This is a genomic window from Nitrospira sp. (assembly GCA_030653545.1).
GTDB lineage: Bacteria > Nitrospirota > Nitrospiria > Nitrospirales > Nitrospiraceae > Nitrospira_D.
Map to the genome: position 1 here is coordinate 120,916 of JAURZE010000007.1, position 14,508 is coordinate 135,423.

Here is a 14,508-nt window from a genome sequence, read left to right on the forward strand (position 1 = left end):
TCAACGTTCAGACGCCTGATCCCGGCGTTAGAGCGATCGCCTGTCAAACCAGTACCCACTGTACTAGTTACCCCCTATTGAGCTCTAGACACCTAGCCCAACCTGAGTATAATGGCCCCACTCGTATGATTAGACAGTGTCTCGCCATAGCAGGACTCCTCTGCAGCACGCTGCTTGCCACTCACGTCTTCGCAGCCGGAGGCTATGAAGAAAGCCTCAAGCTCTTGGCTGACGGAGTGATCGCCGAATCGTTGAAAGCCAAGAAGGAACGCCTGGCCATTATCGACTTCACGGATGCCAAGGGCGCCGTCACGCAGATCGGACAGTTTTTAGCAGAGGAACTCGGCACACAGCTATTGGTAGCAGGCGAACTGAAGGTTGTGGAACACAAGCTCGTCAGCTCCACGCTCAAAAAACGACACATCACCCAGATCGAGGCAACTTCCCCCAAAGCCCTGAAGGGGGCGGCGAAGGCCATCCGCACTGACGTCTTCGTCATGGGGTCTTACCTCGACGCTCCAGAAGGAGTCCTGGTCACCGTGAAGCTCATCAACCCGTCGAATGCCCAGGCGATCGGGGCGGCGCGGGGCATGATCCCGAAAGCCGGACCGCTGGGCGAACTGGTCAAAGAATTCAATAAGCCGCCGGTAGTCAAAGTAGAGCCACCGAAAGGGCCGACCGCCCCGGAAGGATTGGGCTTCCATCGAAACGAATTCTATGAACTGGTCGTACGGGCGCTGAGCCGGCAGGACAATCGGATCCGGATGGATCTGACGATTGAAAACCGGTCTCCACGCGATGTAAAACTGCTCTGCCTCCTCCAAAATACCGTGTTGAGGGACGACCAGGGAGGGCAGTGGTCACAAAGTGTCGAAGGGAATCGCGAGGGGCTCTGCACCAGAGGCATCGAACTCTCGCCGCGGGAGAAAGATCGAGCGGTGCTGACCTTTGTTGCGCCGGCTGACTCCACGGCAGTGTCGCAATTCACCTTCTCCTTTCATGAAAAGTCGCCTCGCCGGGATGCCGCGTTTACAATCGAAGGCCTCGCCGTTGAGACATCGCCGACTCCGGTTACCCCAGCGACCCCTTAACGAATCGGAACTATCATGGCTGCACGCACCTTAAAGCAAGTTCTCACGATCGCCGGGTCCGACTCAGGCGGAGGCGCCGGGATCCAGGCAGATCTCAAATCCATGTCGGCCAACGGCGTCTTCGCCATGTCGGTGATTACCGCCGTCACGGCGCAGAACACGGAAGACGTGACCGATGTGTTCGAGCTGCCGACCTCCATCATCGCCTCGCAGCTCGACGCCGTCTTCGACGACTTCGACGTCGCAGCCGTCAAAACCGGCATGCTCTCCTCTACGGCGATCGTCGAGCTCGTGGCGAAAATGCTGGCCATCCAAAAAGTGACGAATCTGGTCGTCGACCCGGTGATGATCTCCAAATCCGGCCGTGCGCTTCTGAAGCCGGAGGCCATCGACGCCCTTAAGAAGCTGCTCTTCCCGCTCGCGCTCGTCGTGACCCCCAACATCCACGAGGCACAGCAGCTGTCCGGCATCGCCATCAGCAACCTGGCCGATGCAAGACGTGCGGCCAAGATTATTCACGGCTTCGGCTCCCAATTCGTGTTGATCAAGGGCGGCCACCTGCTCACTGAACGCGCCACCGACCTCCTCTATGACGGCCGGTTTTTCAATATCTATAAAGGCGAGTTCATCGACACGCCCCATACACACGGCACAGGCTGCACCTTCGCCTCGGCGCTCGCCGCGCAACTGGCGCGCGGCAAAGCGATGACGGATGCGGTGCAGGCCGCAAAGACCTATCTCACGGAAACGATCCGCCATAGCCTTGCCATCGGACACGGCACCGGCCCGACCAATCACTTCTACTTTCTCGAAACATAGGACCCACGATGTCGCGACTTCCTGGACGGCCGCTCACGTTCCTTCTGACCGGATTCTCCTGGCTGGTGCTGGCGTCGCTCGTCGGGCTCGCCATCCTGGTCGGCCTGGTTCGCGGCACACCGCTCCCTCATTGGATACGCCATGCCCACGTGCACGCGGCCCTCGTGGGCGGCGTGGCACAAATGATTCTGGGCGCGTTACTGATCTTCATCTCGCCGCTCCTCCTGACAGGCCGGACACAACGCGAGTCGCACCCGCTCCTATTTGTCACGATCAACGGGAGCGCCGCGGGAATGGTCGCGGGATTCGGACTCCACAACTACACAGTGATCGGTGTCAGCGGGTTCTTCGTCATCGCGTCATTTCTCTGGATTGCACGCGATACCTGGCTGCAAGCCAGACAGAGCCTCAATGCCCCTCCGCTGAATCTCTGGTATTACGCGCTGGCGGGGCTGGCGCTCTTCGGCGGATTGGCCTGCGGGGAAACCATGGCCTTTGCATGGGCACAACAATCGTTCGGCTACATCCGACTCGCACACATCCACCTCAACATTCTTGGATTCATCACCCTGGCAATCCTCGGCACCATGCATAATCTGCTGCCGACCGTCTTAAACGCGCCGCTGTCCAGTCCGCGGCTCGCCCGGGTCGTCATGTGGCTGTTCCCGCTGGGATTAGCGGTACTGATTACGGGATTCATGAATTCCTCGGTAGCGATCGAGATGGCCGGAGGTAGCGTGCTGGTCCTCAGTGGCGCCCTCTACGCCTTCAATCTCTTCACCACCTGGTTACGGTCGAGCCATCAGGGGAGTGCCGCATCGGATCACCTCCTGGTCGCCACGTTCTTCCTGGTGCTGACGCTGGTGCTCGGCGTGCTTGTGGCCGCCAACAACCTCACGGGCACTCCCGTCATGCCCTTCGGGTCGCTGCACTTAGTGGCCTACACGCACATGGCGCTGATCGGATTTGTTCTGCAAACAATCGTGGGTGCCCTCTCCCATCTCGTTCCGGTGACACTGGCCGTGCGCCGCGTGCCGAGCCCGAAGAAACGAGGCCCCTATCTCGAGCACCTGACAAGCGTCATCAATCGCTGGAGAACTCTGCAAGTGGCAAGCCTCAGCCTGGGCACAATGGGATTAGCTCTGCTCGCATCACTCACCTGGAATGTGCCCCTATCATCGCCTTACATCCAAAGCGCCATGTGGGCTTCATGTGGGCTGTTGCTGACCGGCCTGACTATCTTCTCCGTCAAACTGGTCACCGTCCTCTGGACCGAACCGGAACAGACCGTGGGCTCTTCAACCTGAGTACCTGGCACTACATCGAATAACCGGCTCTGCGAGAATCGTCCGCCATGGAACAGGATCTTTCGTTTTCAGACCCTCACGGCCACCGCGTAGCCGCAGTCCTGACGGCTCCTGCCAGTGCGACAGAGCGAATCGCCATCCTGTGCCATGGTTTTCTCTCCGGAAAGCGCAGCACGACCAATAAAACACTGACTCGCCTCCTCAACGCACAGGGCATTGCCACCTTGGCCTTTGATTTTTTCGGACAGGGAGACAGCGAAGGACCCTTCGAGGCGCTCACCACGACGACCGCGGTGGCGCAAGCACAGGCAGCCCTGGATCTCGTCCGGCAAAAAGGTTTCAGACGGCTGGGGCTGATGGGCTCCAGCTTCGGAGGACTGGTCGCCACGTTAACAGCGGCGCAGCGTCACGATCTGGCCTGCCTGGCCTTAAAATGTCCCGTGGTCGACTTTGCCGAGGAACTGCGGCTGACGCTCGGAGATGCGGAGATGGCGGCGTGGCAATCGACCGACACCATCCCCAATATCATGGGGGGGGCTGAACGCATCCGGCTCCGCTACGCTTTTTATGAAGACTGTCTTCGCCGCATTGCCTACGAGCCGGCAAAGACGATCACTGCGCCGACCCTGATCGTCCAAGGGGATCAGGACGAGTGCGTGCCCTTACACCAGAGTCACCAGCTAGCCGCCGTGCTGACCTGCCCCAACCGTATGGAGCTCCTTCCAGGCGCCGACCACCAGTTCACGAAAGCTGCGGATTTTAGCCGGATGACGACTCTCATTGCGGATTGGCTCACCACACACCTGACATGATTCCAGAAGATGAGCGGCATGAAACAGTTCTGCGGCTCTATCCGATTTTTAAGGAAGAGGTTTATCGGCGGCGCGACCAGATGATGCGTTGGACCGCAATCGGAGCAGGATCGCTTGTCGGCATATTGAGTATCGTTCTCCTGGTACCCGCAGCACACTCGCTCTCACCGACCTCTCGACGACTCCTGGCCTGCGCCACACTCTTGTTGGCTCTCACCTATATGGGGATCATCTGGCAGCAGCACACCCGCCATCGGCAGGCCAAACAGCAACTCATCAAGATCGAGAAGACCCTGGGCCTCTTCGGAGAATTGCCCTCGCATCATGACAGCGCTCTCTACCCCGAAGACTGGCAGAATGAATGGACTCGCGATAGAAGTCTGCTGCAATACCTTACAATTCTCACTTTTCTGACCGGGATCGTTCTCGTCGCCATCCTCCAGCCGAACCTATAGTCACTCCCGACACCCCAACAGCCACGTAGGTAGCTTCGTGCCACCGTACCATTTCGTCCAGACAGAGCACGCCTTAGCTTCCATGGCCTACGTATTCCTTCACAAGTTCAAAATTATTTTCACATAACATCAACCAGTTATATTTACAATCTTCACAGAAATGGCAGACCGGCCATGGCACATCTATTGCTTAAATTAAGGACTCTTGTCATGCGAAGACGAACACAAAACAAATACAGGTTGATATGACGCTGCCCATCCCCATACACACAAATAGACCAACTGTCGCCCTCTCCACGTGCATGTGGCTCCTGGCCATGGTATTGCCAGCCCCTGCTCTTGCTGGGGAAACGGCTACCCCGAAACAGCATAGTCTTATTCACCGTCCTGACGCTCCGGCATTGCCGATCGTCCCTCGTCCAGAATCCGCAGTCATACCCTCCCGGCCTGTTGCAGCCATTGCGCCGGCAGTAACGACACCCTCCTCGCAGACACTCCACCATAAATTGACAAAAAAGCCGGCCTCGGCAGTCGTCAGCCCGCCTCTCGCGTCCGAACCAAGCCCTTCATCAAGGACAAGCTCAAGACTGTCTTCAGCAGGAAACATCCCGACCACGGCACCCCAAATCGGGTCAGAGAGTCCATCAAAGAGCACTCCGGCTCCGGTCGGTGACCGTACGATTCCTCCGATTGTTCCAATTGCCACGAGACCGCTTTCGATGTCTTCCCTGAGCAACATCGCAGCTCCAACGGCATCTCGTAATACGGCCGCAGCAGCTCCATTGGCGGCAGCCGCACAATCCGGTCTCCCCATAGCCAGCCTCGCGCCTTCCATGTCCCGGCTTGTCCAGATGAGCCCGGGGTTAGCAGGCTTACTACAACCGTCCGCGCCTGTGGTCACGCCCTCATCGACGACTCCGCCGCCCGCCACTCCACCCTCAACACCGCCCCCTGTATCCTCCACAGGAAGCGTTACCCTATCCTGGTCTGCAAACGGTGAAAGCGACTTGGCCGGGTATAAGATCTATTTTGGAACCGCCTCGGGGAATTACACCGTTTCGGGATCGCCCACGGTGATTGGAAAAGTGACCAGCTACACCGTCACCGGTCTCCAGCGAAACACCACCTACTTCTTCGCCCTCTCCGCCTACGACAGTGCCGGCAACGAAAGCGCGCTTTCAGCCGAGGCCAGCAAGAGCATTCTGTAACAGCTGCTAAAGACTGCTCTCAACTTCGCGTTGCTCTCTCCTCACCCACTTCCCAACATAATCCACAAATACTCCTGCATGTGGCTCTCAACGTGGGCCTTACGGAATGACCATTTTGAGAGCCTTTGAACAAGGATGCTCAAATTGACGATCCAACAAGGCCGCAGGGAGTCTAGCGACTGAGGCGTTATGCTTCTCACCCACCCACCCCGAGCTGCCGAGACAGCTCCTTCACCGGTGGGGTACGTCGCCGAGAGGCCGACGATTAAAAACGGCTGCTCAAAACGGTCATCCAGCGAGGCCGCAGGAGAGAAATAACCGGAAGCGTACCCTCTGGGGTACGTTGAGGATTATTTCGATCCGAGAACGAAGCTGGGGATCGTTTTCAGCAGCCGTCAAGATCGAGCGCAGCGGAAGCCTATGTAACTATTGCGCGTCTCAGGGGGAAGCTTGAATCGCCCGTAGGTGAGCAGATACTTGGGCAGATCCGACCAAGAACCGCCACGCAGCACTTTGAACTGGCCGTTTTCCGGACCAAATGGATTGGCCTCCGGACTATGCTCGTAATAATTCGCACTGTACCAGTCAGAGACCCATTCCCCTACATTTCCGGCCATCTGATACAGGCCGTAAGGGCTCTTTCCTGACTCATACGACTGCACCGGCATCAGCACCTGACTGTAGCTAAAGCGCGCCCCGAGCGCGAAATTCGCGACATCGTTCGTCGGGACCTGATTGCCCCAGGGATATAACCGCCCATCGACACCACGTGCCGCCTTCTCCCATTCGGCTTCAGTCGGCAACCGCTTCCCTTTCCAGCGGCAATAGGCATCGGCATCATGCCAATCCACGCCGATTACGGGCCGGTCGCTGTGAGTGACCGGACTCACCGTCTCCCACAACCATGGAGCCGTCCGGCCCGTCGCCATGAGAAACGCGCCATACTGCGCAGTCGTCACCTCATGCACGTCCATCATGAACGCATCGAGCGTCACACGATGCAGCGGTCGTTCATCCTCCAGCGCCTGCGTGCCGGCTGCCCCCATCTCGAATGGGCCTTGAGGAATCGACACCATCAGCGTTTCCGTGGGAAGCGGACGCTCCAGAGCCTGTGATCGCCTGAGCCGATCCAACTGCGCCTCACTTAAAGAAACGATGCCTGCCAGCATCAGAAGGATGCTCAAAAAGGCCATCCAACGCGGCCGCAGGCGAGAGAAAACCGGAGGCGTAGCCTCTGGGCTACGTTGAGGATTTTGTCGAGACGAGAACAAAGTTGGTGGCCTTTTTCAGCATTCTTCTCAATGGATGATGCCGCCAACGACCCAATGCCGATCATCCGGCACATCAATGAGGAGCCGGGTAAGATTCATCTGAGCGAGCTGAGAACCGATTTCATCTTCCGTAAATGCCGCGAGCAGCGAATTGTAAAAATCACGACGCAGAATATCGGGCGCCCCACTGGCATACTGCTCCACGATGGCTTGCGCGGCCTCGGGCGATTCGGGCCGCAGCAGATCCATGACCAGCACCGGCGAGCCCGGCTTCACGAAGAGCCTCAGCTTGTGCCAGAACTGCAAGGGATTGGGCAGGTGATGAAGCAGGCTATTGGAGACGGCCGCATCGGCCTGGTTGGCCCCGGCAAGATCCTGGAATCGTTCACAGCGCACAGACACCCGGTCCGACAGATCTGCCTGACGAACAGCCTGCCCGGCTAACTCAATCATCGGCCTCGACGCGTCGATGCCAGTAATGCGACAGTCGGGAAGCGCGCGGGCCAAACGCATCGGAATGTCGCCCGGCCCACAGCCAAAATCATACACATGGCCATGGGAAAACTCCGGGAAGTACTCTCGGAATAGCTCGACGAAGCGCTGATTCTCTGAGGAGAAATCCGCCTCGGCATAGGCCTTGGCTTGCAGAGGATCATCCATCAATTCCGGTTCAAGGATACGTGACGTCATATGCTCACTCCGTGGATCGGCCGGCCTTCGCCTGAACGCTCACCTGATCGCCAGGCCGAACGACACCCTCCTTCAGCACTTTGGCATACACACGGCTCCACCCCGGATACTTTTTCTGCGATATGCGCTGATAGTCCCCATCGTGGAACCATTGGGCATTATGACTACAGGGCGATGTATAGCTCATCACTTCCAATTCGACATCGGGCCCGACGGTGAGCCGTACGCCCGGCCGTATAAGTTCCCAGTCCATTCCCGCCAGCGTCAAATTCTCTCCGGAGAAACCCGGCGCGATGGAATGGCCCGCTTGCTGTAATTGCGCAATCACGTCCAACGAATACAGACAGACCGCGCGATCAGGGCCGCCGTGGACCTTCAAGTTACGCTGGCGATCTCCTTCTATGCCCTGCACAGTCACGCGAGCCTCAAACACCGGTCTCTTCGGCACTCCTCCGTCCGAGACGCTGATCTGATGAAGGTGGGGATAAGGCGGTCGTCCTCGACTCATAGTCTATTCCTGTCCTTCACAAGGCTCAGATCGACCAAGTTCGAGCGCCACCCAGCCCTCTTGCTCCCGCCGATGGACCGGATAGAGTCCCGACGAAGCATACCGCGCCATGACTTCCTCCACCTGCTCAACCAACAGACCTGAGAAAAAGAGTCGGGAACCGGCCATGCCATAGGCGGCCAACTCATCGGCCAGCAGCAAGAGCGTCTGCCGATCGATGTTCGCGACCACCAGATCCGGCCTCATATCCATAGCCACATCGGACAGCGTCCCGCAGATAAGTTCCAACTCCGCACCGAACGCGTTCTGGCCCGCACACTCCCGGGCACAGTCCACCGCCACAGGATCGATTTCGACGCCGACAGCCGACCGCGCGCCGAGCCGCAAGGCCGCCATCGCCAGAATGCCGCTGCCGGATCCGACATCGAGCACCGCCTCGCCCCCGTGAATCAGTTCCTCCAGCCACTCCAGCAACATGCGGGTCGTCGCGTGGTGGCCTGTCCCGAAAGCCTGTTTGGGATCGAGAATAATGTCGAGATCGCCGTCCAGCAATGACGCAGACTCCCAACTGGGTCGAATGACCAGCCGGCGCCCGACCCGGAGCGGCTTGACCGACTGCGCCCACTGGCGATTCCAATCCTGATGCGGCAGATCCCCGACATGGACGGTCCCGCTGCTTTGCCCGGAGGGATCGAGTTGATCCAGCGCCGCACGGACCTGCCCCAACTGGTCGCCACTCCACTGATCCCGAGACCAATAGAGATGGGTCACCCCTTGATCCTCCCATGCGCCCCGCACATGCGGATCGCCCAGCAACCCGAGCAATTCCCCGGGATCCACCGCACTGCGAATACTCACGTCGATCCATTCCAGCATCATCGTTTCGCGCTCTCAATCAATTGACGAGACCAATCCCTTCCCAGTATGGTCGATCTCATCGTGAAGTCCGACCACACCGCCACCCAACGCGAACACACCCTCACCCGTCTCCTACAACGGGGCGAGCGCCTGCACCGGCTCGGCACGCAGGCCAGCACACAATTCTCCCGCTGGCGAGGCGTCCTATTTCTGACCGGACTGCTCATCACCGTCGGTCTCTACCGGCTGGAACACTACGATGCCGGTAACTGGTCGCTCCTGTTGTTCTTCATCGGATTTCTCACGATCGCCGCGTATCATAACAGGCTCGAACACCGGATTCATCGGCTCACGCTGTGGTCCGGGATCAAGCGCCAACACCTTGCCCGGATTCGCCTTGATTGGCAGGCGCTCCCTCCGTGCTATCCTGTCACGGCGGACGCCCATCTCTACGCGCGCGACCTCGACCTGATCGGACCGCACTCGCTCCTCCATCTGCTCGATACGACCACGTCCACACAGGGGCACGACCGGCTCGCATCCTGGCTCCTCACTCAACCGCCGGACGAGCAGATCTGGCAGACCAGGCAACAGCTGGTCAGAGCACTGACTCGATTGACCGGCTTTCGAGACCGGCTGAACGTCCAAGCCCGACTGACGGGCGAGGCTGAAATCAACGGACAACGCATGACGGCGATCCTGCAGCATCACCTGCATCTCCCCTATCTGCACATCGTCCTTCCGATCCAGGCCGTACTCGCTGCCATCACCCTGATTCTCGGCCTTGGCGCGCTGCTCAATCTCTTGCCGGCCTATTGGATGATCTCCTTCTGCCTCTATGCGGTGATCTTTTTTCAGACCGATCAGGGAGAGGAATTGCTCGAACATGCCGTCGGCTTGCATCACGAAGTCGAGAAGCTGGGCACCGTCTTACAGTTCCTGGAACAACGGGCCCGGAAGTCTGGCTCTGCACTCGCCGCGACCTGCCGCGTGCTCATAGAAACGGATAAGGCCCCGTCGGCGTTGATTCGCCGTCTGGCCTGGGTACTCCATGGCGTCAGCGTCAAAGCCCATCCGCTGGTTCATCTCGTTTTCAATGCGCTTTGCCCCTGGGATCTCTTCTTCACGTTTCGCCTGCAGCAGTTTCAACGGCGGATACAGGACCTGCTCCCTCTCTGGCTGGATTGCCTCGCCGAAGTCGAAGCCGCCTCGGCCCTCGCGACCTTTGCCTATCTCCATCCGTCTTACGTCTGGCCTGATCCAGCGAGCCCTACGGCGCTGACCGTCACCCGACTCGGCCATCCGCTCATCCCATCGCAGCACCGTGTCACCAACGACATCTCCTTCGCGCGCTGCGGCACCATCTATCTGGTCACCGGTTCGAACATGTCGGGCAAGAGCACCTTCCTCCGGACGATTGGCATCAACCTCTGTCTCGCGCAAGCCGGGGCGCCGGTCTGCGCACAGCGGTTTGCATGGACCTGGAGCCGTCTGGCCTGCTGCATTCGCGTGGACGACTCGTTGGATGCGGGCTTGTCCTTCTTCTATGCGGAAGTCAAACGGCTGAAAGCGCTCCTCCAGGCGACGGAGGATCGGAACGCTCCCCCGGTGCTGTTCCTGATCGATGAGATTTTCAAAGGCACCAATAATCGCGAGCGGCTGATCGGCAGTCGCGCCTATGTGCGGGCGCTGGCAAGAGGCAACGGCTACGGATTGGTCACGACCCACGATCTGGAACTCGCCGATCTTGATCAATCGATTCCCGGACTCACTAATTGTCACTTTCAGGAAACCGTCTCAGCCGGCACGCTGCAGTTTGACTATCAGCTTCGCCCAGGTCCCTGCCCGACGACGAATGCCTTGCGGATTATGGAACTGGAAGGGCTGCCGACGGACCGCCCGCCTGAATCATAAACACGGGGACGCGTTTCATTGCATCCAGCTCACCCTGACGAGGGGGAATACCCGCATTCCTTCGCTCCAAGCGACGTTTTCTTTGACCTCAATATGAGCTTGCCCCATAGTTATGCAAACAGTTGCACTTCACCCTGGCGTACCGCATGACTACTCCATCGTCGCATCCGCTTCGCGGTCTCTTGATCGCACAGTTTTTCGGCGCCTTTAACGACAACGCCTGGAAACTCATGGTCGCGCTCCTCGGCATTCGCCAGGTCGCGACGACCATGGCGCCAGGCGCGGATCTGGAATCGGCTTCTCAATCGCAAACGACTCTGACCTTCGTCATCTTCACCCTGCCGCTCATGCTGATCTCGCTCGTGGCCGGCGTCGTCGCGGACCGCGTCAGTAAGCGTACAGTCATCGTGTCCATGAAAGCCGTCGAGGTCGGCCTCATGGCCGCCGGAACGGTCGCCCTCTTCATCGATCCGGCCGGAGGCATCCTGCCGCTGATCGTCCTCGGCTGCCTGGGTGCCCACAGCGCCCTCTTCAGTCCGGCGAAGTACGGCATCCTGCCGGAGATTTTGCCGCATGACCGGCTCACCCAGGGCAACGGCATTCTTGAATTGAGCACCTTCCTCGCGATTCTTGGCGGCACCGCCGTCGGCGGAATGCTGCTGGATGGCGCAGGCTCTGCCGCCTGGCTGGCTCCGCTGGCACTCACGGTGTTCTCCCTCATTGGCTTCGGCGCATCACTGACCGTCCCGGCCGTTCCGGCCGCCCGCACAGAGGGAGGCATCGGCTCCACTCTGGGCGGTGCCATTCGGGCCGTCCGCTCCGACCAAACCTTGTTCCTCGCCATTCTCGGCTCCGCCTTCTTCTGGACGATCGCCAGCCTGGTCGGCCAGGATATGTTGGTCTATGCCAAGACGGCGCTGCATCTCTCAGACTCGCTCTCCGGCCTCCCCCTTGCGCTCCTGTCGATTGGCATCGGCGCCGGCGCAATGCTCGCAGGTACGCTATCCGGTGAGCGTGTCGAGTACGGATTGATTCCGATGGGCGCCTTCGGAATCTGTACGTTTCTCCTGCTGCTGGGGCTCTTGGGTCCCGGACTCTACGGCACACTCATCTTGATGGCGGGGCTTGGCTTGTCCTGCGGACTCTTTGTCGTACCCGTAAACTCGTTGATCCAGTGGCATGCCCCCGCCGATCGACGCGGCAGCATTATTGCCCTCTCGAATACATGTACGTATAGTGGCGTACTCATGGGATCGCTCAGCGGCGGCGTTTTTGCTTCACTCGGCCTCTCCACCACCGGTATTCTCCTCGCGGCGGCCGCGGCGACGTTTTTGGGCACGCTCTGGGCCCTGTGGCTGGTCCCCAGCGCCTTCGTCCGTCTCATTCTCATTCTCCTGACGAAAACGGTCTACCGAGTCCGCGTCGTCCACCCCTCGAATGTGCCGCAGACCGGCGGAGCGCTGTTGGTGCCCAACCACATGTCGCTGGTCGACGGCTTCCTCCTGATTGCCAGCCTCGATCGCCCGGTCCGCTTCGTGGTCGATGCCGCCTATGCGACCCATCCGTTGTTCAAATGGGTGATGGACATTATGCGGGTCATCCCGATTTCCTCTTCCGGGGGACCGCGGATCATCCTGCGCGCGCTACGCAGCGCCGGTCAGGCGCTGGACGACGGCGAGATCGTCTGCATCTTCCCGGAAGGGCAAATCACCAGAACCGGGACCCTGCTGCCGTTCCGCCGTGGCTTCGAACGCATCGTGAAAGGCCGCACGGTTCCGATCATTCCGGTCCATCTGGATCGCGTCTGGGGCAGCCTGTTCAGCTTCGTGAAAGGACGTTTTATCTGGAAGCTTCCGGAACAGATCCCCTATCCGATCACGGTCTCCTTCGGCGCGCCGCAGCCGGCCGACACCCCGGCGCACGAACTCCGCCGACTCGTGCGCGAGTTGGGCGAAGCCGCCTGGACGCTCCGCAAAGCGGATCAGCAGCCGATCCACCGCCCGGTTATCTCGGCCTGGCGCCGACATCCCCTTACGTTCGCGATGGCGGACGCCGCACGTCCATCCATCACCGGACTCAAAGCCTTGCTCGGCACCATTACGCTGGCACGTGCCATGAAGCCGCATTGGAACGCGCAACGCTATGTCGGATTGCTGCTGCCACCAAGCGTACCCGGCGCGCTGCTCAATGTCGCCGCCGCATTGACCGGAAAAACCAGCGTCAATTTGAACTACACCGTCGGTCGGGTCGGGCTGGAGTCGGCAGTCGCTCAGGCCGGCCTCAAGACCGTGCTGACCAGCCGCCTGTTTATCGAGAAGGCCAAGCTCGACATCCCGGGAGGCGTCACCATTTTGTATCTGGAGGATATCGCCAAGACGATTTCCGGCAGCGCACAATTCATCGCCTTGCTGCTCGGACTCTTTGCGCCGATCGGAATCCTGGAGCGCGCCTGCGGACGCGAGCAGCCGATCAGCCTGGACGATCTGGCCACGATCATCTTCAGCAGCGGCAGCACTGGCGAACCGAAAGGCGTCATGCTTTCGCACTTCGCCATCAACTCGAACGTCGAAGGCGCGGGGCAGGTCATCCACATCAGCCAGGCCGATCGCGCCTTGGGCATCCTGCCCTTCTTCCACTCCTTCGGGTATATGCTGCTCTGGTTCTATGCGCGTCACAACACCGGTGTCGTCTTCCACCCGTCTCCGTTGGATGTCGGGGCCATCGGCGAGCTCTGCAGCAAGTACCGCATTTCCCTGCTGGTCGTCACTCCGACCTTCTTGCAACTCTATTTGCGCCGCTGCACGCCGGAGCAATTCAGCTACCTGCGTGTCGTGCTCACGGGGGCGGAAAAACTCCCGCTTCGCCTCGTGCAGGCATTCCAAGACAAGTTCGGCATCGCCCCCGTCGAAGGGTACGGTGTGACAGAATGCGCCCCCGTCATTTCATCCAATTGTCCGGACTTCCGCGCCTCCGGTTTCTATCAGGTCGCCTCGCGCCGCGGCACCGTCGGCCAGCCGTTCCCCGGTGTGTCGGTGCGCATCGTCGATCCCGAGACCTGGGCCATCCTGTCGCCCGGCCAGGCGGGCATGCTCCTGGTCAAAGGTCCGAATGTCATGAGCGGCTATCTGGGCCGCGAAGACCTCACGGCCAAAGCCATGAAGGACGGCTGGTACATCACCGGCGACATTGCGACACTGGACGAGGACGGCTTTCTCACGATCACGGATCGCCTCTCCCGCTTCTCGAAAATCGGCGGCGAGATGGTCCCGCACGGGAAAGTTGAAGAAGCGCTGCAACAGGCGGCCGGCGCCGAGCTGCAAGTCTTTGCCGTGACCGGTCTCCCGGATGAGAAAAAGGGCGAACGGTTGGCCGTGCTCTACACCATCGACGAGGCGACCATCCCGGCTGTACTCGACAAACTCGCCGCCAGCGGGTTGCCCAATCTCTTCATCCCGGTCAAGAGCCAATTCGTAAAAGTCGACGCGCTGCCGATCCTCGGCACCGGCAAGTTGGATCTTCGCGGGGTCAAACGGATAGCCATGGAGCGATTGGCTGCGGATGGCACCCGCGGATGA

13 protein-coding genes are annotated in these 14,508 nt (G+C 59.7%); 8 read left to right on the forward strand and 5 right to left on the reverse strand.

The features are described from left to right. Positions 1–125 precede the first annotated feature (125 nt). The 5 genes from Q7U39_02830 to Q7U39_02850 are packed head-to-tail and all read left to right on the forward strand — an operon-like array spanning position 126 to position 4,484. Positions 126–1,091 carry a FlgO family outer membrane protein gene (locus Q7U39_02830; protein MDO9116868.1) on the forward strand — a complete coding sequence of 322 codons (966 nt, stop codon included), beginning with the start codon at positions 126–128 and terminating at the stop codon, positions 1,089–1,091. A 15-nt stretch (positions 1,092–1,106) separates the two neighbouring features. Then, positions 1,107–1,910 (forward strand): bifunctional hydroxymethylpyrimidine kinase/phosphomethylpyrimidine kinase, encoded by an 804-nt coding sequence (gene thiD / locus Q7U39_02835; GenBank protein MDO9116869.1) that lies wholly within the window; start codon positions 1,107–1,109, stop codon positions 1,908–1,910. A gap of 8 nt (positions 1,911–1,918) precedes the next feature. Further along, positions 1,919–3,217, forward strand: a complete 1,299-nt coding sequence (locus Q7U39_02840; GenBank protein MDO9116870.1) for a hypothetical protein — start codon at positions 1,919–1,921, stop codon at positions 3,215–3,217. 47 nt (positions 3,218–3,264) lie between these two features. Further along, positions 3,265–4,029, forward strand: coding sequence for an alpha/beta fold hydrolase (locus Q7U39_02845; GenBank protein MDO9116871.1), 765 nt, complete (start codon positions 3,265–3,267; stop codon positions 4,027–4,029). After that, positions 4,026–4,484: a hypothetical protein gene (locus Q7U39_02850; GenBank protein ID MDO9116872.1), complete on the forward strand. Its 459-nt coding sequence runs from the start codon at positions 4,026–4,028 to the stop codon at positions 4,482–4,484. Before Q7U39_02845 ends, Q7U39_02850 begins: the two co-directional genes overlap by 4 nt. 379 nt (positions 4,485–4,863) lie before the next feature. Here the strand turns inward: Q7U39_02850 and Q7U39_02855 are convergent, their stop codons facing one another. Next, positions 4,864–5,448, reverse strand: a complete 585-nt coding sequence (locus Q7U39_02855) for a hypothetical protein (GenBank protein ID MDO9116873.1) — start codon at positions 5,446–5,448, stop codon at positions 4,864–4,866. A gap of 43 nt (positions 5,449–5,491) precedes the next feature. Between Q7U39_02855 and Q7U39_02860 the strand changes: the two genes are divergently transcribed. Further along, positions 5,492–5,692 carry a fibronectin type III domain-containing protein gene (locus tag Q7U39_02860; GenBank protein ID MDO9116874.1) on the forward strand — a complete coding sequence of 67 codons (201 nt, stop codon included), beginning with the start codon at positions 5,492–5,494 and terminating at the stop codon, positions 5,690–5,692. A 395-nt stretch (positions 5,693–6,087) separates the two neighbouring features. Here the strand turns inward: Q7U39_02860 and Q7U39_02865 are convergent, their stop codons facing one another. From Q7U39_02865 to Q7U39_02880, 4 genes are all read right to left on the reverse strand, one after another. Beyond that, the gene (locus Q7U39_02865) at positions 6,088–6,876 is read right to left on the reverse strand and encodes a formylglycine-generating enzyme family protein (GenBank protein ID MDO9116875.1); all 789 of its coding nucleotides are present in this window, start codon (positions 6,874–6,876) and stop codon (positions 6,088–6,090) included. Positions 6,877–6,990: 114 nt separating this feature from the next. Further along, a complete protein-coding gene (locus tag Q7U39_02870) occupies positions 6,991–7,653 on the reverse strand; it encodes a class I SAM-dependent methyltransferase (protein ID MDO9116876.1) in 663 nt (220 codons plus the stop codon). Positions 7,654–7,657: 4 nt separating this feature from the next. Continuing rightward, complete coding sequence (locus Q7U39_02875; GenBank protein MDO9116877.1) at positions 7,658–8,161, reverse strand: MOSC domain-containing protein; 504 nt, start codon at positions 8,159–8,161, stop codon at positions 7,658–7,660. A gap of 3 nt (positions 8,162–8,164) precedes the next feature. Beyond that, positions 8,165–9,040, reverse strand: a complete 876-nt coding sequence (locus Q7U39_02880; GenBank protein MDO9116878.1) for a 50S ribosomal protein L11 methyltransferase — start codon at positions 9,038–9,040, stop codon at positions 8,165–8,167. A 45-nt stretch (positions 9,041–9,085) separates the two neighbouring features. Between Q7U39_02880 and Q7U39_02885 the strand changes: the two genes are divergently transcribed. Both Q7U39_02885 and Q7U39_02890 read left to right on the forward strand, forming a co-directional pair. Continuing rightward, on the forward strand, positions 9,086–10,933 hold the full coding sequence (locus Q7U39_02885; protein ID MDO9116879.1) for a hypothetical protein: 1,848 nt from the start codon (positions 9,086–9,088) through the stop codon (positions 10,931–10,933). 146 nt (positions 10,934–11,079) lie between these two features. Beyond that, positions 11,080–14,508: an acyl-[ACP]--phospholipid O-acyltransferase gene (locus Q7U39_02890; GenBank protein MDO9116880.1), complete on the forward strand. Its 3,429-nt coding sequence runs from the start codon at positions 11,080–11,082 to the stop codon at positions 14,506–14,508.